General features: G+C 58.4%; 22 protein-coding genes. 12 read left to right on the top strand and 10 right to left on the bottom strand.

Going from position 1 to position 22,155, the window contains the following annotated elements:
- Nucleotides 1-47: 47 nt before the first annotated feature.
- Entirely contained in the window at nt 48-965 is a 918-nt protein-coding gene (locus A7P96_RS08225) for an EamA family transporter (RefSeq protein ID WP_067526188.1), read from the top strand.
- A 136-nt stretch (nt 966-1,101) separates the two neighbouring features.
- Here A7P96_RS08225 and A7P96_RS08220 read toward each other — a convergent pair whose 3' ends face one another.
- Nucleotides 1,102-3,270: a TonB-dependent hemoglobin/transferrin/lactoferrin family receptor gene (locus tag A7P96_RS08220; RefSeq protein ID WP_231863660.1), complete on the bottom strand. Its 2,169-nt coding sequence runs from the start codon at nt 3,268-3,270 to the stop codon at nt 1,102-1,104.
- A gap of 277 nt (nt 3,271-3,547) precedes the next feature.
- Nucleotides 3,548-4,564, bottom strand: coding sequence for an A/G-specific adenine glycosylase (gene mutY, locus A7P96_RS08215; RefSeq protein WP_067526184.1), 1,017 nt, complete (start codon nt 4,562-4,564; stop codon nt 3,548-3,550).
- Between the two features lie 160 nt (nt 4,565-4,724).
- Between mutY and A7P96_RS08210 the strand changes: the two genes are divergently transcribed.
- From A7P96_RS08210 to A7P96_RS08195, 4 genes are all read left to right on the top strand, one after another.
- Nucleotides 4,725-5,882, top strand: a complete 1,158-nt coding sequence (locus tag A7P96_RS08210; protein WP_067526182.1) for a class I SAM-dependent RNA methyltransferase — start codon at nt 4,725-4,727, stop codon at nt 5,880-5,882.
- A 237-nt stretch (nt 5,883-6,119) separates the two neighbouring features.
- Nucleotides 6,120-6,818, top strand: coding sequence for an N-acetylmuramate alpha-1-phosphate uridylyltransferase MurU (murU, locus tag A7P96_RS08205; RefSeq protein WP_067526180.1), 699 nt, complete (start codon nt 6,120-6,122; stop codon nt 6,816-6,818).
- A gap of 154 nt (nt 6,819-6,972) precedes the next feature.
- Nucleotides 6,973-8,055 (top strand): methyltransferase, encoded by a 1,083-nt coding sequence (locus tag A7P96_RS08200; RefSeq protein ID WP_067526176.1) that lies wholly within the window; start codon nt 6,973-6,975, stop codon nt 8,053-8,055.
- Nucleotides 8,056-8,129: 74 nt separating this feature from the next.
- On the top strand, nt 8,130-8,912 hold the full coding sequence (locus A7P96_RS08195) for a hypothetical protein (protein ID WP_067526174.1): 783 nt from the start codon (nt 8,130-8,132) through the stop codon (nt 8,910-8,912).
- A 131-nt stretch (nt 8,913-9,043) separates the two neighbouring features.
- Here A7P96_RS08195 and A7P96_RS08190 read toward each other — a convergent pair whose 3' ends face one another.
- Entirely contained in the window at nt 9,044-9,709 is a 666-nt protein-coding gene (locus A7P96_RS08190; RefSeq protein ID WP_067526173.1) for a YdcF family protein, read from the bottom strand.
- A gap of 32 nt (nt 9,710-9,741) precedes the next feature.
- Nucleotides 9,742-10,104 (bottom strand): arsenate reductase (glutaredoxin), encoded by a 363-nt coding sequence (gene arsC / locus A7P96_RS08185; protein WP_067526372.1) that lies wholly within the window; start codon nt 10,102-10,104, stop codon nt 9,742-9,744.
- Nucleotides 10,105-10,331: 227 nt separating this feature from the next.
- On the opposite strand from arsC, the gene A7P96_RS08180 reads away from it, so the two are divergent.
- Nucleotides 10,332-10,826, top strand: coding sequence for a TlpA disulfide reductase family protein (locus A7P96_RS08180; protein WP_125080193.1), 495 nt, complete (start codon nt 10,332-10,334; stop codon nt 10,824-10,826).
- Between the two features lie 100 nt (nt 10,827-10,926).
- Here the strand turns inward: A7P96_RS08180 and thrC are convergent, their stop codons facing one another.
- Both thrC and A7P96_RS08170 read right to left on the bottom strand, forming a co-directional pair.
- Nucleotides 10,927-12,339: a threonine synthase gene (thrC, locus tag A7P96_RS08175; protein WP_067526172.1), complete on the bottom strand. Its 1,413-nt coding sequence runs from the start codon at nt 12,337-12,339 to the stop codon at nt 10,927-10,929.
- Nucleotides 12,340-12,375: 36 nt separating this feature from the next.
- Complete coding sequence (locus A7P96_RS08170) at nt 12,376-13,125, bottom strand: rhomboid family intramembrane serine protease (protein WP_067526171.1); 750 nt, start codon at nt 13,123-13,125, stop codon at nt 12,376-12,378.
- A 230-nt stretch (nt 13,126-13,355) separates the two neighbouring features.
- On the opposite strand from A7P96_RS08170, the gene A7P96_RS08165 reads away from it, so the two are divergent.
- Nucleotides 13,356-14,696 (top strand): replication-associated recombination protein A, encoded by a 1,341-nt coding sequence (locus tag A7P96_RS08165; RefSeq protein ID WP_067526170.1) that lies wholly within the window; start codon nt 13,356-13,358, stop codon nt 14,694-14,696.
- Nucleotides 14,697-14,782: 86 nt separating this feature from the next.
- Here A7P96_RS08165 and A7P96_RS08160 read toward each other — a convergent pair whose 3' ends face one another.
- The 4 genes from A7P96_RS08160 to smpB all read right to left on the bottom strand — a co-directional run bounded on the left by A7P96_RS08160 (nt 14,783) and on the right by smpB (nt 17,396).
- Nucleotides 14,783-15,469, bottom strand: coding sequence for a hypothetical protein (locus A7P96_RS08160; protein WP_067526168.1), 687 nt, complete (start codon nt 15,467-15,469; stop codon nt 14,783-14,785).
- Between the two features lie 152 nt (nt 15,470-15,621).
- A complete protein-coding gene (gene map, locus A7P96_RS08155) occupies nt 15,622-16,398 on the bottom strand; it encodes a type I methionyl aminopeptidase (RefSeq protein ID WP_067526166.1) in 777 nt (258 codons plus the stop codon).
- Between the two features lie 95 nt (nt 16,399-16,493).
- Nucleotides 16,494-16,865 carry a hypothetical protein gene (locus tag A7P96_RS08150; protein ID WP_023886748.1) on the bottom strand — a complete coding sequence of 124 codons (372 nt, stop codon included), beginning with the start codon at nt 16,863-16,865 and terminating at the stop codon, nt 16,494-16,496.
- Nucleotides 16,866-16,949: 84 nt separating this feature from the next.
- Nucleotides 16,950-17,396, bottom strand: coding sequence for an SsrA-binding protein SmpB (gene smpB, locus A7P96_RS08145; RefSeq protein WP_255361181.1), 447 nt, complete (start codon nt 17,394-17,396; stop codon nt 16,950-16,952).
- Nucleotides 17,397-17,618: 222 nt separating this feature from the next.
- On the opposite strand from smpB, the gene grxB reads away from it, so the two are divergent.
- From grxB to A7P96_RS08120, 5 genes are all read left to right on the top strand, one after another.
- Nucleotides 17,619-18,275, top strand: a complete 657-nt coding sequence (gene grxB, locus A7P96_RS08140) for a glutaredoxin 2 (RefSeq protein ID WP_067526164.1) — start codon at nt 17,619-17,621, stop codon at nt 18,273-18,275.
- A gap of 2 nt (nt 18,276-18,277) precedes the next feature.
- Nucleotides 18,278-19,603, top strand: a complete 1,326-nt coding sequence (locus A7P96_RS08135; RefSeq protein WP_067526160.1) for a DUF445 domain-containing protein — start codon at nt 18,278-18,280, stop codon at nt 19,601-19,603.
- Between the two features lie 227 nt (nt 19,604-19,830).
- Nucleotides 19,831-20,511, top strand: a complete 681-nt coding sequence (locus tag A7P96_RS08130) for an SUKH-4 family immunity protein (RefSeq protein WP_067526158.1) — start codon at nt 19,831-19,833, stop codon at nt 20,509-20,511.
- Nucleotides 20,508-21,167 carry an NAD(P)H-dependent oxidoreductase gene (locus tag A7P96_RS08125; protein WP_067526156.1) on the top strand — a complete coding sequence of 220 codons (660 nt, stop codon included), beginning with the start codon at nt 20,508-20,510 and terminating at the stop codon, nt 21,165-21,167. The genes A7P96_RS08130 and A7P96_RS08125 overlap by 4 nt, the downstream gene beginning before the upstream one ends.
- 135 nt (nt 21,168-21,302) lie before the next feature.
- Nucleotides 21,303-22,070, top strand: a complete 768-nt coding sequence (locus tag A7P96_RS08120; protein ID WP_067526154.1) for a DUF4336 domain-containing protein — start codon at nt 21,303-21,305, stop codon at nt 22,068-22,070.
- Nucleotides 22,071-22,155: the final 85 nt, after the last annotated feature.

Genomic DNA, 22,155 nt, shown 5'->3' with positions numbered 1-22,155 from the left:
GCCATTTTCCCCATTCTTCTTTCTCTATTTATTGTTAAACATCAATCATGCTGGTTTTATCTGCTTTATCTTTTTCCCCTGCCTCTTGGACATGGCAGTTTCTCGCCTTGGCGGTGTTGTGCAGCGTGGCGGTTTCTGTTCTGCTGAAAATAGCACGCAAAAAAGGGGTTCACATTGAGCATGCGATTGCGGTGAATTATATTGTGGCCACGACCTGCTGCTGGTTTTTGCTTGCTCCGCCGTTGGATAGCTTGCGCGGGGCGGATATTGGCGGCTTGTGGCCGTTTTTGGCCTTGGGCGTGTTGTTGCCGAGCATTTTTGTGGTGATGGCGCGGGCGGTGGAGCAGGCGGGGATTGTGCGCTCGGATGCGGCGCAGCGGCTGTCGCTGGTGTTGCCGGTGTTGGCGGCTTTCCTGCTGTTTGGCGAACGGCTGAACAGCAATAAAATCGTGAGCATCGTGCTGGCCTTCAGTGCGCTGGCAGCTTTGCTCTATAAGCCGGGCAAGGGTAAGCAGGATGGCGGGATGTTTTGGCTGGCGGGAGTATGGCTGGGCTTTGGGGTGATTGATATTCTGTTTAAGCAGTTATCCAAAACCGGGCAGGCGCTGTCGCTGAATCTGTTTGTGGCCTTCGCGCTGGCTTGCGTGCTGATGTGGGGTTATGTGTGGTGGCAGGGCAAACCGCTCAAGGCGGCGAATTTTGCCGGCGGGCTGCTGCTGGGATTGCTGAATTTCGGCAATATTCTTTTTTATATCAAGGCACACCATGCTTTTGCCGGCGACCCGACCTTGGTATTTGCCGGTATGAACTTGGGCGTGATTGTGTTGGGCACACTCACTGGTGCGCTGGCGTTTAAGGAGAAGACTTCGGCGGTGAACCAAGCCGGCATTGTGTTGGCACTCGCGGCGATTTACAGCCTGTTTTATTTGGATTGGCTGCTGGCGAAGATGGGCATTGCGATGTAAGTTTCAGGTAGCCTTGATCGAAGCCGAAAGGCTACCTGAAAAACGATTCGGCTGTTTTGCCACGCCAATACAAAGGCTACCTAGAAAACAATTTTTCAGGTAGCCTATTTCTTGTTTGTTTATTACAAGATTGCCGTTAGAACTGCCATGACATGCTACCTTTGATATTGCGCCCCACGCCGCTCACAGCTTCGCCAAGATAGGGGGCATAGCGGCGGTTAGACAGGTTGTCCACGGTGATACGCAGAGTGAACTGTTCGTGGTGCGGCGGCTGCCAAGCGGCAAATAGGCCGTGCAGGGCGTAGCCTTTGGATTTGGGTAGCGCCCAGTAGGCGGCCATTGGGTCGCCATCGGTGGGTGAACGGTCTTGGCGGCGGATAAATTCGCTTTTCCAGCCGAAGGTTAAACCCTGTGCAGGGAAGCGTACGCCAAGGGTGGCAGTAGCTTTGCGCGGAGGGATATCAGCGAGCCAGGTATCTTGGTCATGCCAAGGGTTGCGTGGTGAGCCTTGGCGTTTACCGCGCATGAAGGAATAAGTGAGGCCGGCAAACCAGTGGTCGGATTCGTAGTAGGCTTCAATTTCGCCACCGCGTATGGTGTAGCCCGGGAGGTTACGGTAGTTGGCAATAGGTTTGGCACAAACGCTGCTGGGACGGTTAGGCAGCTGCTCTCGGCAGAAGATACCCCGGTTTTTGAAGATTTCGTCTTTCCCCCTGCTGTGGAACAAAGTGGTACGCAGTTGCAGGCTGTCTTGTTCGCGCAGCAGATTTTGCCAACGCAGGACGCCGCCAAGGCGGAAGGAGGTGAGTCGTTCGGGCTCGAGATAGCGGCTGGTGGCAGAGGCACTGCTGGTGGCGGATTGCACTTCGTATTGTTCGTCAATTACAGGAGCGCGCCAAGTGCGGCTGGCGTTGGCAAATAGTAGGGCGTTGTCGTTGGGCTGCCAAGCGATGCCCAAAAACGGCGACCAGCTGCTGTAGGTTTTGCTGCGGTAGTCATGGCCGGCAGAAGGGGTGTTGTAGCCGCGTGCCACATTGGGCTCGCCTTGGTTATGGATGTGGTCGTAGCGCAGGGCGGGGGTGAACGTCCAGTTGCCAAGGCGGATTTCGTCTTGCACGTAAAAGCTGTTTTGCTGTTGCGTGCCGGCGGGCATGTAATAAGGCTGGAAACGGCCGTAGTTAAAATTGGCATTATTCCGCCGGCTCTTGTCGTACATCATCACTTCGCGCACATGGTGGTTTGTTTGTAGGCCGAGAGTGAGGCGGTGTTGCATCGGGCCAGTACTGAAGTGGCTAATATTGCTGATATCGAGCCCGGTATCTTGGTAGGCAGTGTGGCTTTCATTGCCCATGCTGCCGAGGAAGCCGGAACCAGCGTTTTCCGGGCGAGTGTCGTCTTGCACGGTTTTTGTATGGTTGAGTTGCATGGTGAGATCGAATAACGAATTTTCGGGCATGTAGTGGTATTTGAGGGAATAGCTTTGGTCGTCTTGGCGTCGATACACCAGTTTGCGTTTCCAAGCACCGTCTAAGCCATAGAGACGGATGTCGCGTTCGGATGGGCGGGCGAGCTCACCACGTTTGGCGGCAAAGGGCTCCCAAGCGTGATGGCGGCCATACATGGCAGAAAGGGTAAAATGGTGCTCGGGGGCGGGGCTGTAGTTACTTTTGATGAGGAAGCTTTGTTGGTTGTTGGCAGAATAGGCCAGACGTTCGCCGTCGGGTTGTTGGATGTCATGGCCACGGCGTACGGAGGTGTAGAGCAAACCGTCCCAGCTTTGGTTGTTGTTTTGTAGGAAGACGGCGGCGCTGGTTTGCCATTGTTCATCGTTGGTGTGATAGCTGATTTTGACAAGGCCGCCCACATTTTGCCCTTCGCGCAAAAACTCCCGTGCATCTCGGCTTTCCAGCTTCACTGCGCCGCCGAAGCCACCGTTGCCACGCGACACGTCAAATGAGCCCTTGTCTACCGTTACTTGGCGTAGCAGTTCCGGCTCGATAAACACCGAACCTTGGCGGTAGCGTTCGAAGTTTTTGGCAGCGCCGTCGATGGAGATTTTGATGTCTTCGTTGTCGCCGAAGCCCCAGATATTTAGGGTTTGCCCGCCGGGGCGCGGCGAACCGGAGCTGCTGGTGCCAGGCAGCAGGTCAAGAAGGGAGGCAACATTGTCTGCTTGTTGTTGGTCGATATTTTCGCGGGTAAGGCGGGATTGACCGGCAAGGGTAGAAAGTGCACGCTGCCCCCGGATTTCGATCACGGGCAATACGGCACTATCGCTGTTTTTACCGGCCGCCTGAGTAGGCACAGCAATGAAACCGAATATAGCTGGCAGGCACAGGGCGGATAATAGGCGGCTCTGTAGGCATGAAAGCGGATGGGGCGGAGTATGCATGTTTGGTTCTCGGAATGGGGATGACTGCATGAAAAACAGCCTGTTCATCAGGCTGTTACCTTAGTAGAATTGATAATAATTCTATATTTTATTTAAAAAGAAGTAAAGAAAATTAAGTATCAGGACGTGAGTTGTTGCAGTGTTGAAAATTTTGGCGGATTAGTGTGCTGTTTTCAGGTAGCCTTTTACTTTACCCGCGCCACAAATATTCTGCCAACGGCTTGGGCAAACCATATTCCGCCGTATTGGCCCACAGGCTACCGTGTGCTGCAGCTGCCGCCACTCCGTTTGCCTGCAAAGGCGTAATTTGCAACAGGCGGTGCGTGAGGCGGTGGCTCACCAAATCTCCTTCGGCTAAATCTTCCGCGGCCACGCCGAAAGCAGCTGCGCGTTCATACAAATCATCCAGCCGCTCAAAGCAGGGCACGCAGTAGAGCCCGCCCCAAATGCCGCCGGCTGGGCGTTTTTCCAGCAGTACCCGACCCTGCTTGTCGCGCAACACCAGCCAATACAGCGCCACTTCCTTCACCGCCACCGCGGTTTTCTTGCGCGGCAGCTCGGCAATCCGCCCTTGCTGTTTGGCCAGGCAGATTTCCGCCATCGGGCAGACATCGCAGCGCGGTTTGCTGCGTTTGCACACCAGCGCGCCCAAGTCCATCAGCCCCTGCGTGTAGGGGGGCATTTCCTCGGCTGCGGGCAGCAGGCTTTCGGCCAAATTCCACAAAGCGGTTTCGAATTTTTTGTCGCCGATTGCCCCGTCTTGCGCAAACACGCGGCACAAAACGCGCTTCACGTTGCCGTCTAAAATCGCCTCGCGCCTGCCGAAGGCAAAGGCGGCAATGGCTGCTGCCGTGCTGCGCCCCACGCCCTTGAGCGTTTCAAGGTCTTGGCGCGTATCGGGAAAGCGGCCGCCGAAATCGTGCATCACTTGTTTGGCCGCCGCATGCAGATTGCGGGCGCGGCTGTAGTAGCCCAGCCCAGCCCACAGCGCGAGCACTTCGTCTTCATCCGCCGCGGCCAGCGCGGCTACGTTTGGAAATGCCGCCAGAAAACGCGGGTAGTATTCCAACACGGTGGCCACCTGCGTTTGCTGCAGCATAATCTCCGAAAGCCACACCGCATAAGGCTCGCACACCTGCCAAGGCAGGCCGTGCCGCCCGTGTTGCTTTTGCCAGTGCACCAGCCGGGCGGAGAAATCTGTGTTCATAGATAAGGCTACCTGAAACCGAAAATCCCGTATTGTATAGCGGATTAAAATGGCAATGATACTGCGCAAGCTGCCACCGGATGGTTTTCAGGTAGCCTTCCGCCGCAATCTGTCCGTTTCCCGCTATAATCGCAGCCCAAACCAACCCCGATTGCCAGTCATGACCATCCATACCCTCTTCGCCACCTGCCCGCGCGGCCTCGAAACCATCCTCGCCCAAGAGCTTGCCGCCCAAGGCTGCACCCATATCGCCCCCACCGACGGCGGCGTATCCTGCCAAGGAAATCTAGAAGCCACCTACCGCGCCAACCTCCACTCCCGCACCGCCAGCCGCATCCTGCTGCAACTGGCCAAACAGCCCTACCGCAGCGAAGACGACATTTACCGTGCCGCCAAAAGCATTCGTTGGGAAGACTGGTTCCATGCCGGGCAAACCTTCAAAATCAAGGTGGAAGGCAAACGCGCCCGCGTGAAAAGCCTCGACTTTACCACCCTCAAAATCAAAGACGGCCTATGCGACCGCTTCCGCAGCAGCCAAGGTCAACGCCCCAGTGTGGATAAAGCCAATCCGCACATCCGCATCCACGCCTTTATCAGCGAACAGCACGCCGCCCTCTTTATCGACACCAGCGGCAAAGCCCTGTTCAAACGCGGCTACCGCCAAGACACCGGCGGCGCCCCCCTGCGTGAAAACCTAGCTGCCGGCCTGCTCCTGCTCGCCGGCTACAACGGCAGCCAGCCCTTCCAAGACCCATTCTGCGGCAGCGGCACCCTCCCCATCGAAGCAGCCCTCATCGCTACCCGGCGCGCTCCCGGCCTCGACCGCCGCTTCGGTTTCGAGCAGCTGGCCAACTTCGATGCCGGCCTCTGGCAGCGCCTGCGCCAAGAAGCCCAAGCCGCCGTATTGCCGCAAGCCCCTGCTCCCATCACCGGCAGCGACACCGACCGCCGCCTCATCCAAACCGCCGCCATCAACGCCCGCGAAGCCCAAGTGGCCGGGCACATCGTTTTTCAGGTAGCCGACGTGCGCGACACCCGCCCCAACGGTGAAAACGGTATCCTCCTCGCCAACCCGCCCTACGGCGTACGCCTTGAAGAAATCCACACCCTGCACGCCCTCTACCCCCAGATCGGCTTCTGGCTCAAACAGCACTACCCCGGCTGGCTCTGCGGCCTGCTCACCGCCGACCGCGACCTGCCCAAACTCATGCGCCTGTCCCCCAAACGCAAAATCCCCCTCTACAACGGCAACCTCGACTGCCGCCTGTTCCTGCTCGACATGGTGCGCGGCTCCCACCGCACGCCCAAGGCGAAATAGCTGCGCTCAGGTGTTAAGCCAAAGCTACCTGAAAAGCGTTTATCCGTTTCAGGTAGCCTTTTAACTCAAACATAGCTCGTCATTGCCACATTCATACTCATCTTTTTTTATTTTCAGGTAGCCGCAGTTCGGACATTAGTGCCAAACCTACCGGCTCTTGCCACCAAAAAGGCTACCTGAAAACCCATTCCGCTATATAATCGCCCGGTTTTCTCACTCTTAAGGCTACCTGAAACCATGAAAGCCATGATTCTGGCCGCCGGGCGCGGCGAGCGGATGCGACCGCTCACCGACACCCTGCCCAAACCCATGCTCCCCTGCGGCCGCGAGCCGCTCATCGGCTGGCATTTGCGCCGCCTGGCGGCCGCCGGCATCAGAGAAATCGTTATTAACCACGCCTGGCTCGGCGAAAAAATCGAACAAGGCCTCGGCAATGGCAGCCGTTATGGCGTGTCTATCCAATATTCGCCCGAAGCACCCGGCGGGCTGGAAACCGCCGGCGGCATCGCCACCGCCTTGCCGCTCTTAGGCAGCGAGCCTTTCCTGGTGATCAACGGCGACATCCTCACCGATTTCGACTGCCGCACCGCCATCGAGCGTGCCGCCCAAATGAGCGCGCACACCCTCGCCCACCTCTGGCTCGTGCCCAACCCTCCGCACCACCCGCAAGGCGATTTCCGCCTCCAAGCTGGCGGCCAAGTTACCGACACCGGATCCCAAGAGCCCGCCCACACGTTCAGCGGCATCGGCCTCTACCGCCCCGAGCTTTTCGCCCACACCGCAGCACACCAGTGCGCCAAACTTGCCCCCCTGCTGCACCAAGCCATGCAGCAAGGCCAAGTGTGCGGCGAAATGCACACCGGCCTGTGGCTCGACGTGGGCACTCCCGAACGCCTGCAGGAAGCCGCCCGCATCAGCGGGCAATGGGCAGGCTGATACTGCCTTATCTAAAATCCGTTTTGACTTCGTAGAAACTCCGCTTCCTTCGGAAACTCCGTTTTAACTTCGTTGAAGCTGACGCTTTCAGGTAGCTTTCCACTATGCTTAAAGGCTACCTGAAAACCTAAACCCTTTTATCGGCCAATCTATTATGAACGCCAAACACACTCTCGAACGCTACAGCCAAGAGCAGTACGCCGCCCAAGAAGCCCAGCGCCTTGCCCAGCAAATCATCTTCGGCCCCATCGCCTTCCAAGCCTCCCGCCTGATGGTGAAATTCGGCATCCTCGATCGCCTCAACCGCGCCGCCGAAGGCCAAACCCTCGAAGAAATCGCCCAAGAAGCCAAGCTCAGCCGCTATGCCGCCCAAGTGCTGCTCGAAGCCTCCCTCTCCATCGGCACCGTCCTCTGCGAAAACGAACGCTACCGCATCAGCAAAGTCGGCTGGTTTCTCATTAAAGACTCCATGTCCCCCATCAACATGGATTTCGTGCACGATGTATGCTACCAAGCCGCGTTCGATCTCGAAGCCGCCCTGCTCGAAGGCCGCCCCGCCGGGCTTAAAGTGTTCGGTAGCTGGCCAACCATATACGAAGGCCTCTCCAGCCTTCCCCCGCGCACCCTCGAAAAATGGCTCGCCTTCGACCACTTCTATTCCGACCAATCCTTCCCCGCCACGTTGGAAATCGTCTTCTCCCAACCCATCAGCCGTCTACTCGACGTGGGCGGCAACACCGGCCGCTGGGCACTGCAATGCGTGGCATACAACCCGGAAGTGCAGGTCACCATCATGGATTTGCCCCAACAAATCCAACTGATGAAAGAGCACACCACCAGCCTGCCCGGCGCCGACCGCATCCACGGCCACCCCGCCAACCTACTCGACCCCACCACCCCATTCCCCGAAGGTTTCGACGCCATCTGGATGAGCCAATTCCTCGACTGCTTTACCGAACAGCAAGTTACCTCCATTCTCAGCCGTGCCGCAGCCAGCATGAGCGTAAACAGCACCCTCTACATCCTCGAGCCTCTGTGGGACAGGCAAAAATATGAAACCGCCGCCTACTGCCTCACCCAAACCAGCCTCTACTTCACCGCCCTAGCCAACGGTAACAGCAAAATCTTCCACAGCGCCGACCTCAGCCGCTGCATCAAAGCCGCCGGCCTGCAAATAGCCAAAATCCACGACAACCTCGGCCTCGGCCACAGCCTCTTGTGCTGCAAGAAAACGTAAACAAAAAAAGGCTACCTGAAAAACCAAACCACAGTTTTCAGGTAGCCTCCAACCCGCATAAAAAGGAAACCACCATGCAAGCAATCAAATTAGCCCTCATCCTATCCGCCGCTACCCTGCCCCTTGCCGCCCAAACCAAGCAGCCCGCCCGCCAAGCCGCCGGCCTGCCCCAATTCATCCGTAGCATCAACCACGACGCGCCCATCAAATCCGGTCCCTTCACCATCCGTCGTGCCACCGCACAAGGCGGCAACATCCTGATTGATGCCACCATCAACAGCCAACTGCTCCCACTGCCGCCCGCTGCCGAACGCGAGCCCACCGTCCAAGCCCTACAAACCCTGGCCGAAGCCTCCTGGTGCGAACATCCCCAATTCCCCGCCCTCAACCAAACTCGCAGCCTCACCACCCGCTACACCATCAGCGGCGAAACCGTCCCCATCAACATCACCATCCCCGCCGGCCGCTGTGCCCAAATCCAAAGCAGTCAAAGCCCGGCGCAACAGGAAGAAAACGGCCAAATCGCCGCCCTCATCCTCCTCATTCCCGGAATGAACCAACGCCTCCCCCTCACCGAAGAAAAACTCACCCTACAGCGCGTCCGCTTCGACCACACCGCGCGCACCATGCACAAATACCTCACTCTCAACGATCCTGAGCTCGCCAAACAGCCAGTTGCACAAATCCGCGCCAAACTGCAAACCGAAGCCCGCGCCCTTGTGTGCGAAGACCCCCTGCTCGCCCAAAGCAACCTCTACTACCCCACCACCCACCATTTCACCCTCACTGGTCACCCCGAAACCTTCAAAGCCACCATTGCCAAAAACAGCTGCACCCAAACCGAAAATGCAAAATAAGCCACCCAAATCATGCAAAAGGCTACCTGAAAATTATGTGAACTGAATAGGGGGAAATACCGTTGCCTCTCTATCCCTTTTCCTGCCGGCGGGGAGATAATGGCGGCAGCAAAGAAGCGGTGTGCTGAAAACTACTGCCCTGCCTGCCGCGAAAGCAGGTAATCCCGCCCGTAGGCAGCAGCGGTTTCGCTCAACCGCCACCATTGGAAGGCCATCAGCGACAGCACTTCGCTGACTAAGAATTTAGCACGGTTCTGCCCGCTGTAGCGGCTGGTGGGCGTGGGCTCAGTTTGGTAATCCAGCCCCACATAGTCGGCCACGGCGGCAGCGCGGGCGAGGTGGTAGGGGTCGCTGATGATGACAACACTTTCCAAGCCGTTGTTATACATTAAAGTTTTTGTATTTTCCAAATTCTGTTGCGTATCACGCGAAGTGGTTTCCAGCAGGATGTCTTCATTCGGCACGCCGTGGCTGCGTGCGTAGCGGCGGGCCACTTCGGCTTCGGTCATATAGCCCGCCTTGGGCGTGCCGCCGGTGAAAATCAGCTTGCCCACTCGATTGCTGCGGTAGAGCGTGATGCCGTGGTTGATGCGCTCGCGGAACACAGGCGAAGGATTTTTGCCCCAGGCCGCCGCGCCCAGCACCACCGCTGCATCTGCCCGCCGGGAAGCGGTACGCGTGCTGTAACTGTACACCAGCCAAGTGCACCATGCGGCCTGCACCAGCAACACCAGCAGACAGAGCTTGATGCCCCGCCAAACTTGGCGCAACAGGGAACCGCGGAATATGGCCAGCATGGTGGTCTCACATATACTTACAACTCAATCAGTTAATCGAACAAGGCAATAATGTTTTCCAACGGCCGCCCGATGGCGGCGCGTTGTCGGTATACCGCAATCGGGCGTTGCAGCAATGCCGGATGTTGGTGCAGCGCGGCAATCAGCTCGTCTTGGCTCAAATCCGGCTTGTCCAAACCCAGCTCGGCATAGGCCGCATCGGCAGTGCGCATGATGCTGCGCACATCTTGGGTGCCGAGCTGTTGTAGCAACCCTCGCAAATCGGCTTCGAAAGGCGGATTGGCACAGTAATCCAGTGTTTGCACGGCCATGCCCGGCTGCTGTTGCAGCCACTCTAAGGCGGCACGGGATTTGGAACAATTCGGGTTGTGATACAGCAAAACGGTTTCGCTCATGGGGTGCTCGCAGAGAAATGATGATTTAAACAGCGGTTTGTCGGCAGAGATAGTTGATGCAATTATTTTTTCATACATAAGTAAGCTAGTTGCAGACTAGTACAAACTATACGCTAAGACGAGTCAATGCGGCAGGAAGGAATAGCTGCATCAGCATCGGTCGATTCAATTCTAAGCCACTATATCGTACAATAGGCACTCTTGTTTTCACAATTTGGAAATCTGTTTTGAAAAAATATGTTGGATTGGCCGCCCTGCTGGCCGCTGTGCCGCTGTATGCGGCAGATTTGGTGAACCATTCAGATAACCGCCCTGCCTCGCTCGATACTGGCGCGCAGAAGCGGGTGCAGGTAGTAAACGTGTGGGCGACATGGTGCGTGCCGTGCCGGCGCGAGATGCCGGCGCTTTCGCAATGGTATGCCGCCGAAAAACGACAGCGGCGCGGAGTGCGCGTGGACATGGCAGGCGTGGCACTGGATAAGCCTGCCGATGTGAGCCTCTTTTTGCAGAGCGTGCCAGTGCGCTACCCAATCCTGCGTTACACCGGCAATGACAGCACCGCCTGGATGCGCGGCTTGGGCAACCAAACCGGCGCCCTGCCCTTCACCGTAATCCGCGCCCCGGCCTGCGGCAACTACCGCAAAACCCTGCTGGGCGAAGTATCGCCGCAGCAGCTCACACAAGCGGTGGAAGCAGCGGCAGTGCAATGCCGCTCAGGCTGAAGCGTTCGTACCGGCTCATAATACACCCAAAGGCTACTTGAAATTGGCTTGAGCTCCGTTGAAGCCGATATTTTCAGGTAGCCTTTTCATTGTCTGTCAATTAAGCCAAAGCCTGCTCAATCAAGCTTTTCACTGCTGCCGCACTGTTGGGCAGTACGATAACGTGTTGCGGCAGGTTTCCCAACCCGGCAAGTGCGGCGGGGCGCGGGGGTTTCACTTCATGTCCGGCGGCTTCGCTGATGGTGTCGGCAAACTTGGCCGCCAGCGCGGTTTCCAGGCACACGACGGTTTCGCCCGCCTCACGCAATTCGCGCGCCACTTTCATGCCGTCGGCGGTGTGCGGGTCGAGCCATTCCCCGTCGCTTGTGTGTATGGCGCGGATGGTGGCGAGGCGGTCGGCATGGCGGCTGGAGCCGGACACGAAGCCGAAAGTGTCGCGGATGCGCGGCAGTTCGGCAGATAAATCGAAACCTTCGCCCGAGGCCACCTGCTGCCACAAAGAGGCTACCTGAACACTGCCTCTCCCCAATAAGTCAAACACAAAACGCTCGAAATTGGAGGCTTTGGAAATATCCATCGAAGGGCTGGAGGTAACGTAGGTTTTAGCAGCGCTGCGCGGGCGGTAGCGGCCGGTGCGGAAGAACTCGTTCAGCACGTCGTTTTCGTTGGTGGCCACCATCAGGCGGCGGATGGGCAGGCCCATCTGTTTGGCGATATGCCCGGCACAGATGTTGCCGAAATTGCCGCTGGGCACGCAGAAGCTCACTTCTTCGCTGTTGCTTGCGGTGGCGCGGAAATAGCCGGCAAAGTAATACACCACCTGCGCCACGATGCGCCCCCAGTTGATGGAGTTTACCGTGCCGATACTGTATTGCTGCTTGAAGGCAGCATCGTTTTGCAGCGCTTTCACAATATCTTGGCAGTCGTCAAACATGCCTTCGATGGCAATATTGTGGATGTTGGCATCGGCCAGGCTATACATTTGCGCCCGCTGGAAGGCGCTCATTTTGCCGTGCGGCGACAGCATAAACACATGAATGCCAGACTTGCCGCGCAAGGCATATTCGGCGGCAGAGCCGGTGTCGCCGCTGGTAGCGCCGATAATATTCAGGCATTTGCCTTCACGCGCCAACACATATTCGAAGGCATGGCCGAGAAACTGCATGGCCATGTCTTTGAAGGCCAGCGTGGGGCCGTTGGACAGGGCTTGGATTTTGATGCCGTCGGAGAGGGTGCGCACCGGAGTAATTTCGCGCGTGCCGAACACGGCTTCGGTGTAGGTGTTGCCCGTCAGGCGGCGCAAATCGGCTGCCGGAATATCATCGATAAACAGGCTCATGATTTCAAAAGCCAATTCGGCGTAGCTCAAGCCGCGCCAGTGTTGCAGCGTGGCCACATCCACCTGCGGATAACGCTCCGGCAACATCAGGCCGCCGTCGGGCGCGAGGCCCATAAGCAAAACTTCGCTGAAAGATTTTGGCGCGGTTTGCCCACGCGTGCTGATGTATTTCATAAAAACACCGTTGGAATAATGATTTGTATAAAAAGGCTACCTGAAATCCGAAGTACCAGAATCGGTAAACGACACCGGCTCGCGGCGGCTGAGCCAATACCAGGCTAATAGTGCGCCGCACACCGCGCCGCCCACGTGCGCCAGATGCGCGATATTGTCGCCAAATAGCGATACCCCGCCGAACTGGGCAAACAGCTCATACCCCACCGCCACCGGCACCAAATATTTCGCCTTAATCCGCATCGGCAAAAACATCACCGTGAGCGGCGCATCCGGGAAGCACAGCGCAAACGCCGCGAGTACGCCGAACACCGCGCCCGATGCGCCCAGCAGGTGCGTATAAAACGCCATCGCCAAGCCGTCTGGCACATTGGGCAGGCCGCCGGAGAGCAGTGCCGAGCGTACTGTAGCTTCGTCCAGCCCGATTTGCTCGGCCACATTGCGCACGCCGTTGGCAATCAGGTATTCGTTCCAGCCCGTATAAAGCAGCGCCCCGGCCAAGCCGCACAGCAAATACAGCAGCAAAAAGCGCCGCTGGCCGAAGCGTAGCAACAGCATCGGCGCAAACGACCACAACACCACCATATTAAACAGCAGATGCGTGAAATTCGCATGCAAAAACATATGGCTCAGCCACTGCCAATAGCGGTAGCGCAGGTGCTCCAACGGCCACAACGAGCCGGCCAGCTGCAAAAATTCAAAACCCGGCAGCTGCATCAGCACAAACACCAGCCCATTCAACGCCAGTAAGGCATACAGCACCGTAAAATCAAAACGGAATCGCATAAGGAAAGAATCAGTCAAGCGTTAAAAACAGCCCATACTTGGGCTATTTTGGGAAAATCGGAAACACAGCTTTCAGGTAGCCTTTCAGTATCCGCAGCCAATGTGCTTAAGGCTACCTGAAACCCATCGCGCCGCATCATACCACAACCAGCCCGTTCCCCCAGAAGCCGCCGCACAGAATTTGCTATAAAATCCACCCCAACGCCTTACCACTTTTCAGGTAGCCTGCCATGCCCAACGACCTCTTCGCCCAAACCCCCGCCGCCCCCCTGGCCGAACGCCTGCGCCCGCACACGCTCGACGACGTAGTCGGCCAGCAGCACCTGATCGGCGCGGGCAAACCCCTGCGCGTGGCCGTGGAAGGCGGACAACCCCACTCCATGTTGCTGTGGGGGCCGCCCGGCGTGGGCAAAACCACTCTCGCCCGCATCCTCGCGCAGAGCTTCAACGCCCAATTCCTGCCCGTATCCGCCGTGTTTTCCGGCGTAAAAGACATCCGCGAAGCCGTAAACAAAGCCGAAATCGCCCTCCAGCAAGGCCGCGCTACTATTTTGTTTGTTGATGAAGTGCACCGCTTCAACAAAGCCCAGCAAGACGCCTTCCTGCCCTATGTGGAAAGCGGCCTGCTCACCTTCATCGGCGCCACCACCGAAAATCCCTCCTTCGAAGTCAATCCCGCCCTGCTCAGCCGCGCCCAAGTTTACGTATTGCAAGCCCTTTCCGCAGACGAACTCGCCGCGCTCACCGCCAAAGTGCTCGCCCTGCCCGAATACCGCAACCTCAGCCTCGAAGCAGACGCGCAAAAACTGCTCATCCAAACCGCCGACGGCGACGCCCGCCGCCTGCTCAACCTGCTCGAACAGCTCCTGCGCGCCGCCGCCACCCGCCGCATCAGCCGCCTCAACGCCGACTTCCTGGCCGACAGCCTCGGCAGCCAAATCCGCCGTTTCGACAAAGGCGGCGAAAGCTTCTACAACCAAATCTCCGCCCTGCACAAATCCGTGCGCGGTTCCCACCCCAACGCCGCCCTCTACTGGCTCTGCCGCATGCTCGACGGCGGCGCCGACCCCCGCTACCTCGCCCGCCGCATCGTCCGCATGGCCTGGGAAGACATCGGCCTGGCCGACCCCCGCGCCCTCACCATCGCCAACGAAGCCGCCCACACCTACGAACGCCTCGGCTCCCCCGAAGGCGAGCTCGCCCTCGCCCAAGCCGTGCTCTACCTGGCCGCCGCCGCCAAATCCAACGCCGGCTACACCGCCTACAACCAAATGCGCCAATTCGTGAAGCAACACGGCAGCGCCGAAGTACCACCCCACCTGCGCAACGCCCCCACCAAGCTCATGCAAGAGCTCGGCTACGGCCGCGCCTACCGCTACGCCCACGACGAACCGCACGCCTACGCCGCCGGCGAAACCTATATGCCCGAAGGCCTGGCCGAGCCCGATTTCTACCAACCCGTGCCACGCGGCCTCGAAGCCAAAATCGCCGAAAAATTATCCTGGCTCAAAGATTTGGACGAAGCCGCACAAAACAGCACCACACAGCTGGAAGACAAAAAGGCTACCTAAAACATTTTTCAGGTAGCCTTTCTTGCTGTTTAGCTGGCATAAACCCCACCCTATACGCTTTCAGGTAGCCTTTCGATGGGCTATGCCTAGTGCCGCGGCTGGCGGTAGTTGTCGAGATCAACGATGCGTTCGAGCAGCATGTCGCACAAGTCGTCCATGCTGTCTTCGTCGAATGCGCCGTTTTCGGCCACGAGGTCTTCGAGCCAATCGAGGCTGCGGCAGAGGCGCTGGTAGTTGATTTCGGTGTAGGCGGCGGGGCTGGCGGGAAGTTCGCTTTGCAGGAGGGCGAGGCCGTCGTCGCAGAGGTTGTCCCATGCGCCGAGGCGGCAGGATTCGCAGATGTCTTCGGCGGTGCGCACCATTTCGCCGGTGTCGCCGCTGCTTTCAAACAGGTGTTGGGCTTCTTTGCCGTAGGGGGTGTCTTCAAAATATTCTTGCCAGGGCTGGAAGCTGAGGCCGTCGAAGTTTTGCGGCACGAATTCTGCGGGCAGGTTGTCCAGGAGCTCGAGCAGCTCTTCGGCGCTGTAGAAGCGGCCGTGTGCGCCCACTTTTACGGGGTCGGGGATTTCGCCCCAGTAAAAGCCGCTGAATTCTTCGAGCAGGATTTGGAAGGTGTTGTCGTGCCGGTCGATGATGCCGAGGAAGTCGTGGTGCTGCTGCAGGCGGCTGAAATATTGGGGCAGCTCGGCAGCAGATACGGTAACGGGGCTGCCGCCGTCGATGTGGGCATCGTCGGTGTAGAAGGAATAGAAGATTTGGTAGGTGCGGTTCATGGCGGGGCTAGGCGAAGGGAAAAGGCTACCTGAAAGTGCGGTGGAAATCAGGTAGCGAGGGTGTTTATGGCAGTGAAATCAGTGCCGTCGGTTTGCCTGGCGCGGCTGGAAACTGAATCTGCTCCGGCCGAGCCAGACCGGATTGGGCGGGATTAGGGCCGGCCGGTGCGGGGGCTGATGGTGAGGATTTCGTAGCCGGTGTCGGTAACGAGCACTTCGTGTTCCCATTGGGCGGAGAGTTTGCGGTCTTTGGTAACCACGGTCCAGCCGTCTTCGAGGATACGCAGGTGGCGTTTGCCTTGGTTGATCATGGGCTCGATGGTGAAAATCATGCCGGGCTGCAACACGGGGCCGGTGCCTCTTTTGCCGTAGTGGACGACTTGCGGGTCTTCGTGGAAGCTACGGCCGATGCCGTGGCCGCAAAATTCCTGCACCACGGAGTAGCCGGCGTTTTCGGCGATTTGCTGGCAGGCGTAGCCGATGTCGCCGAGGGTGGCGCCGGGCTTCACGACTTCGATGCCGGCCATCATACTTTGGTGGGTGATGTCGATCAGGCGCTGCGCCTGCGGGCTGATGGTGCCCACGGCATACATGCGGCTGGAGTCGCCGTGGAAGCCGTCTTTTTTGATGGTGATGTCGATATTGAGGATATCGCCGTTTTTCAGGGGTTTATCGTCGGGGATGCCGTGGCAGATAACGTGGTTTACGGAGGTGCAGCAGGATTTTGGGAAGGGTGGGTTGCCGTAGTGCAGGGGCGCTGGGTAGCCGCCTTGCACGTTTATATGATAATCGTGCACCAGCTGGTTGAGTTCGTTGGTGGTCACGCCGGGTTTGACGAAATCGCCGATGTAGTCGAGGGCTTCGGCGGCCAGGCAGCCGAGTTCGCGCATTTTTTGGATTTCTTCGGGGGTTTTGATGATGATGGCCATATTGTTTTTCCTAATAATTCCGGTAAGTGGCTACCTGAAAACGAGAGCTTGGCCGGGCTTTTGCCAGGCCAAAACTTTTTCAGGTAGCCTTGATGTTATTCCTGTTCGCCGTTGCGGCGTTTGCGGCGCAGCGGGATGCCGTGGGCGCCGTATTTTTGCGGCACGATGCCGCTGCGGGCGAGCAGCATGAGTGCGCCGAGCAGCATCATGCCGAGCGCGGCCAGCGGGGCAGTGTTGATAAACATTTGGTTGCGCAGGTAAACCGCAGCGCCGATATACATCAGCATGGGGCCGTGCACAATGCTTTGGGTGTTGATGCCGTCGAGCAGCAGCAGGGCAAGGCCGCCCAACACCAGCGCTAGAGCCAGCAGCGTGGCGGTGGTGGGCAGGATGTCGGTGCTGCTGAGAAACCAAACGGCGCCGAAAATAATCAGCACGATGGGGAGGAAAAGGGAGGATTGTTTCATAAGGGGCTCCTGCTGAAGGTTGGGCTACCTGAAATCTGGCGGCATAGCGCTTTCAGGTAACCTTTAATCTGGCACACAAGCAACTCAGCGGTTTTTCAGCAGCCGCTGTTTTTCGCGCTTCCAGTCGGCTTCTTTCATGCTTTGGCGTTTGTCGTGCTGTTTTTTGCCTTTGGCCAGGCCGATGTCCATTTTGATGTAGCCGCGCCGGTAGTGCAGGTTGAGCGGCACGAGGGTGTAGCCGCTGCGTTCCACCTTGCCGATCAGCTTGTTGATTTCGCTCTGCTTGAGCAACAGTTTGCGCTGGCGCACCGGATCGGGCTTAACGTGGGTGGAGGCGGTGGGCAGCGCGGTGATGTGGCAGCCCACTAGGTAAAACGCGTCTTTTTTCCAGTGGATATAGCTTTCTTTCAGCTGCACGCGGCCGGCGCGCACGGCTTTCACTTCCCAGCCGTCGAGCACCAATCCGGCCTCAAGCTGGTCTTCGATAAAATAATCGTGAAAGGCTTTTTTATTGTTGGCGATACTCATGATGCTTTGCCGTTTCGTTACAGAAAGCGGATTTTAACAGCAAACCGCGCCGCTGAACATTCGCCCGGCGCTGCTAGGCCAACGGCTTTGGCAGGCAGATATAGTGAATGGAAATAAGAATGCGACAGCGTTGGCTCCTTTTTAATCCGCGATACTTTCAGGTAGCCTTCTGCCGCCGTGCTACAATCTGCCTGTTTGAAATCAAACCCCGCCAAGGAGACTGCCATGAAGCTCTATATCTACGACCACTGCCCCTTCTGCGTACGCGCCCGCATGATTTTCGGCCTGCGCAACGTGCCGGTGGAAGAAATCATTTTGCTGAACAACGACGAGGCCACGCCCATCAAGTTAATCGGCGCCAAACAAGTGCCCATCCTGCAAAAGCCCGACGGTAGCCACATGGGCGAGAGCCTCGATATTGTGCGCTATGTGGACGAATTCGCCGGCCAAGCCCGGTTGGACGAAACCGTCCGCCCCGCCGTGCAGGCCTGGTTCGACCAAGTAAACAAATACTACAACCATCTGGTGATGCCGCGCGAAGTGCGCCTCGAGCCGCCCCTGCCCGAATTCGCCACCGCCGAAGCCATTGCCTACTTCGTGCAGAAAAAAGAGCAAAATATCGGCAGCTTCGAGCAAAACCTAGCCGAAACCAACACCTATCTCGAGCGCATCCATCTCACCCTGCCCGAGCTGGCCGCGCTGTTGGGCGAACAGCCTTATCTCAACGGCAGCGCCGCCGGCATGGAAGACATCATCATTTTCCCCGTGTTGCGCAACCTTACCCTGGTGAAAGGCATCGCCTTCCCCGCCAAGCTGCAGGCCTATATCGAACGCCTGTCGGCTGAGAGCAAAGTGCCGCTCTATTCCGCCCGCGCCCTATAGCCATGAATACCCTGTCCGGCCACGCCCGAGAAGCCGCCGCCCACGCCAGGCTGCAACGCAGCCGCCGCCAGGCCGGCGGCCTGCTGCTGGCGGCCGTATTACTGTTTATCGTTTCCGCACTGTTCTTGCAGCGCCACCCCGCACTGGGCTACCTGAAAGCCTTCGCCGAAGCCGCCACCGTAGGCGCGCTGGCCGACTGGTTTGCCGTAACCGCCCTCTTCCGCCATCCGCTCGGCCTCAAAATCCCCCACACCGCCATCCTGCCGCGCAACCAAAACCGCATTGCCGACGAACTCGGCCGCTTCATCGAAACCAACTTCCTGCCCGAGCGCCCCATCGCCATCCGCATCTACCGTCTGCGCATCGCCGAAAAACTGCGCCGCTGGCTGGCCCGCAGCAGCACTCGCCAAGAATGGCTGCCCGCCCTCGCGCGCCAAATCCCCGCTGCACTGCAAACCATCCCGCCGCCAGAAGCCGCCCGCCTCGGCGCCGCCTTTTTAACCACACACGGCAGCGGCAAACAACTCGGCACCGCCCTCTCCCAAGCCCTGCTCCTGCTCGATCAGCAAGGGCTACCTGAAAACCTGCAAACCGCCCTGCTCGGCCAAATCCGCCATTGGATCAAACAGCCCGACACCCGCGTTTTGCTCGGAGAAAACCTCCGCGCCTGGGCTGAAAAAATCGAAACTAGCCAGCCCGACACCTGGGACAAACTCAAAGCCAAACTACGCGGCCGCCTCGTTGGCCAAATCGACAGCTGGGTGGCGCAAAAAGCCCTCGATTGGGCCGACAACTACCTCGAAGCCGCCCTCACCAGCCCGCAGCACGAGCTGCGCACCGCCTTCCGCCGCCAATACCGCACCCTCGCCCAAGAGCTCGCCACATCAGAAGCTTGGCAGCGCAAACTCGCCCTGGCCAAACGCCGCCTGGCCGATTCTCCCGAGCTGCAACAGCAAATCGCCCAACTGTGGCAAAACCTTACCACCCGCCTCGCCGCCGATGCCCAACGCCCCGATTCCGCCGCTGCACGCCGGCTGAACAGCCTGCTCACCTACCTGCTGCAGCAACATGCCGCCACCCCGCAGCAGCTGCGCCGCCTCAACGTGCGCCTCGCCCTGCTCGCCCGCAGCCTGGTGCGCCGCCACCGCCATGCCGCGGCCAAATTTATCGCCGACAAAGTGAAAAGCTGGGACAGCCGCCAAATGAGCGACAAACTCGAGCTTTCCATCGGCCGCGATTTGCAGTTTATCCGCATCAACGGCACCTTAGTCGGCGGCCTGGTCGGCCTGCTGATTTACACCCTCAGCCAATGGCTGCCCGCACTGTAGGCCGGTTTCGTTGGCAAAAGGCTACCTGAAAGCGAAGTTTCGGCTCAGTCGAAGCTGAGTTTCTGCAAAACTTCACTGCAGTCAAATGCATAGCAAAATTTTCAGGTAGCCTTGCTGAAACAGGCTACCTGAAAGTAGAAAATACCCGCCATAATCGATATAAACCTTAGTTTTAACTTGGCTTTCAGGTAGTCTGCCCATCGACAACGCCAAACCCCAACACCGCCATGAACCTAGCCCGCGCCCTCACTGCCGACCGTATTCCCATCCTCCGCCCCGCCTCCTATAGCGTTGGAGAACCGGCCAGCCTCGATGCTGTTTTCAAAGACGGCATCGCCTATCTGGCCGACTATCCGCCCGCCCGTTTCCACTTCGTCCGCCTCCCCGATGAAACCATCGTCATCCAAACCCCGCGCGGCGAAGCCCGCTGTTTCGGCAAATACGGCTATGGCGGCAGCTATTTCGTGGTGGCCGCAGATGATGCGGTGTGGCTGTATTCGCCGCGTGCCGAAAACGCTTGGGAGCAGGAATGGGTATTGGCCAACAGCAGCCTGGCCGTGTTTGTGCAAACTTATTGCCGGCTGATGTCGGCCGTATTCCTGCTCAAAGCCGATTTCGCCCAAGGCTATAACTTTAATCAAGGCGCAGTCCTGGCCGCGCAACTGCAAAGCTGGCTCGCCCAAGCCGACCCCGATGCGGCTATCGTCCACGCCTTTTGGAGCCACCCACTCTACGAAATCGAAGACGGCTTCTTCCATCTAGCAAATAACCCTGTCAGCCGCCAAATCGGCATGCCCGAACACCGTTATCAGGAACTACCTGAAAAACACATGGAGCCAGTTTCTGCGCCGCCCAAACCAATCATCCCTTCGATAAACATGCAACACCATAGAAAGGAACCATCATGATCCTCACCCGCCAGCAAGCCCTCGATATTTTCCGTCGCCGCGTTTCCACCCGCTACTACGACCCCGCACGCAAAATCAGCGCCGAAGAGTTCGCCGCCATCCTCGATTTCGGCCGCCTCTCGCCCAGCTCCGTCGGCTCCGAACCGTGGAAGTTTCTGGTGATACAAAACCAAGAGCTGCGCGAAAAAATCAAGCCCGTGGCCTGGGGCATGCAGGCCACCATTGCCGAAGCCAGCCACCTAGTGATCCTGCTGGCGAAAAAACACGCCCGCTACGACAGCCCCTTTTTCAGCGAGCTGATGAACCGGCGCGGCTTCACCCTCGAGCAGCACGCCGCCGCCCTCGAGCGCTACCGCAGCTTTCAAACCCACGATATCGCCATTGCCGACGACGAACGCGCCCTGTTTGACTGGGCAAGCAAGCAAAGCTACATCGCCCTGGCCAATATGCTCACCGGCGCCGCCATGATCGGCATCGATTCCTGCGCCGTGGAAGGCATGGACTACGCCGCCGTGGAGCACATCCTCGCCCAAGCCGGGCTGCTCGACCCCGCCGAATACGGCGTGTCCGTGGCCGCCACCTTCGGCTACCGTGCCCGCGACATTCAACCCAAACCGCGCCGCGATGCCGCCGAAACCGTGATTTGGGCGGAATAGAACAGACGGATGAGCCGATAGTTTCAACTTCACAGAAGCTCACACCGCTCGCTTTCAGGTAGCCTCAATGTACCAACAGGCTACCTGAAACCACCGGCTTCAACGACAGCTGCTTACCGCCAGCAAGGAAACCGTATGAGCACCCCCATCCACCTCTACCGCCCGCTCCACACTCTCAAACCCTTCGGCAACAATATTTGGATTGCCGACGGCGGCATCGTGCGCATGGCCTTTCCGCTCGGCCTGAGTATCCCTTTCAGCACCCGCATGACGGTTATCCGCCTCGCCGATGGCGGCCTCTGGTGCCACTCCCCCATCGAGCCAAACCCGGAACTGTTATCCCAAATCAACGCATTGGGCGAAGTGCGCCACCTCGTCTCGCCCAACCGCATCCACTACGCCCACATCCCCGCCTGGCAAAAACACTATCCCCAAGCTACCGCCTGGGCCAGCCTCGGCGTACGCGAACGCGCCGCTGCCCAGCGCATTGCCGTAGCCTTCGATGCCGATTTAGGCCCCAGCGCCCCACCCCAATGGGCAGACGACATCGCACAGCTCCCCTTCCTCGGCAGCTGCGCCATGACTGAAACCGTATTCTTCCACCGCGCTAGCCGCACCCTCATCCTCACCGACCTCATAGAAAACTTCGAGCCTGGCAAATTCCCCAGCCATTTCTGGGCGCAGGTAATGAAATGGGTAGGTATTGCTGAACCCGACGGCAAAACCCCGCCCGACTGGCGCGCCACTTTCCGCAACCGCGCCGCCGCCCGCGAGAGCCTGGCACAAATACTCGGCTGGCAGCCCGAAAAAATCATCCTCGCCCACGGCCGCTGCTACGAAACCAACGGCACCGCCGAACTGCGCCGCGCCTTCCGCTGGCTCCAGCCGGATCAATCCAAATAGTCGCCACCAGGAGTGAAGCAAGGCACCATATCCCTCTGATCTACAAAAAGGATAAAGGCTACCTGAAACTTTCAGGTAGCCTTTT

The sequence above is a fragment of the Eikenella sp. NML03-A-027 genome (genome assembly GCF_001648395.1).
GTDB lineage: Bacteria > Pseudomonadota > Gammaproteobacteria > Burkholderiales > Neisseriaceae > Eikenella > Eikenella exigua.
Note: the sequence above shows the minus strand (reverse complement) of the source record. Positions and strands in the feature narration are given on the sequence as shown.

Bases quoted from the DNA above. Each gene is read 5' to 3' on its own strand.
- A7P96_RS08225 (WP_067526188.1), top strand. From the start codon at position 48: ATGCTGGTTTTATCTGCTTTATCTTTTTCCCCTGCCTCTTGGACATGG.
- mutY (WP_067526184.1), bottom strand. From the start codon at position 4,564: ATGAACACAGATTTCTCCGCCCGGCTGGTGCACTGGCAAAAGCAACAC.
- A7P96_RS08210 (WP_067526182.1), top strand. From the start codon at position 4,725: ATGACCATCCATACCCTCTTCGCCACCTGCCCGCGCGGCCTCGAAACC.
- murU (WP_067526180.1), top strand. From the start codon at position 6,120: ATGAAAGCCATGATTCTGGCCGCCGGGCGCGGCGAGCGGATGCGACCG.
- A7P96_RS08200 (WP_067526176.1), top strand. From the start codon at position 6,973: ATGAACGCCAAACACACTCTCGAACGCTACAGCCAAGAGCAGTACGCC.
- A7P96_RS08195 (WP_067526174.1), top strand. From the start codon at position 8,130: ATGCAAGCAATCAAATTAGCCCTCATCCTATCCGCCGCTACCCTGCCC.
- A7P96_RS08190 (WP_067526173.1), bottom strand. From the start codon at position 9,709: ATGCTGGCCATATTCCGCGGTTCCCTGTTGCGCCAAGTTTGGCGGGGC.
- arsC (WP_067526372.1), bottom strand. From the start codon at position 10,104: ATGAGCGAAACCGTTTTGCTGTATCACAACCCGAATTGTTCCAAATCC.
- thrC (WP_067526172.1), bottom strand. From the start codon at position 12,339: ATGAAATACATCAGCACGCGTGGGCAAACCGCGCCAAAATCTTTCAGC.
- A7P96_RS08170 (WP_067526171.1), bottom strand. From the start codon at position 13,125: ATGCGATTCCGTTTTGATTTTACGGTGCTGTATGCCTTACTGGCGTTG.
- A7P96_RS08165 (WP_067526170.1), top strand. From the start codon at position 13,356: ATGCCCAACGACCTCTTCGCCCAAACCCCCGCCGCCCCCCTGGCCGAA.
- A7P96_RS08160 (WP_067526168.1), bottom strand. From the start codon at position 15,469: ATGAACCGCACCTACCAAATCTTCTATTCCTTCTACACCGACGATGCC.
- map (WP_067526166.1), bottom strand. From the start codon at position 16,398: ATGGCCATCATCATCAAAACCCCCGAAGAAATCCAAAAAATGCGCGAA.
- A7P96_RS08150 (WP_023886748.1), bottom strand. From the start codon at position 16,865: ATGAAACAATCCTCCCTTTTCCTCCCCATCGTGCTGATTATTTTCGGC.
- grxB (WP_067526164.1), top strand. From the start codon at position 17,619: ATGAAGCTCTATATCTACGACCACTGCCCCTTCTGCGTACGCGCCCGC.
- A7P96_RS08135 (WP_067526160.1), top strand. From the start codon at position 18,278: ATGAATACCCTGTCCGGCCACGCCCGAGAAGCCGCCGCCCACGCCAGG.
- A7P96_RS08130 (WP_067526158.1), top strand. From the start codon at position 19,831: ATGAACCTAGCCCGCGCCCTCACTGCCGACCGTATTCCCATCCTCCGC.
- A7P96_RS08125 (WP_067526156.1), top strand. From the start codon at position 20,508: ATGATCCTCACCCGCCAGCAAGCCCTCGATATTTTCCGTCGCCGCGTT.
- A7P96_RS08120 (WP_067526154.1), top strand. From the start codon at position 21,303: ATGAGCACCCCCATCCACCTCTACCGCCCGCTCCACACTCTCAAACCC.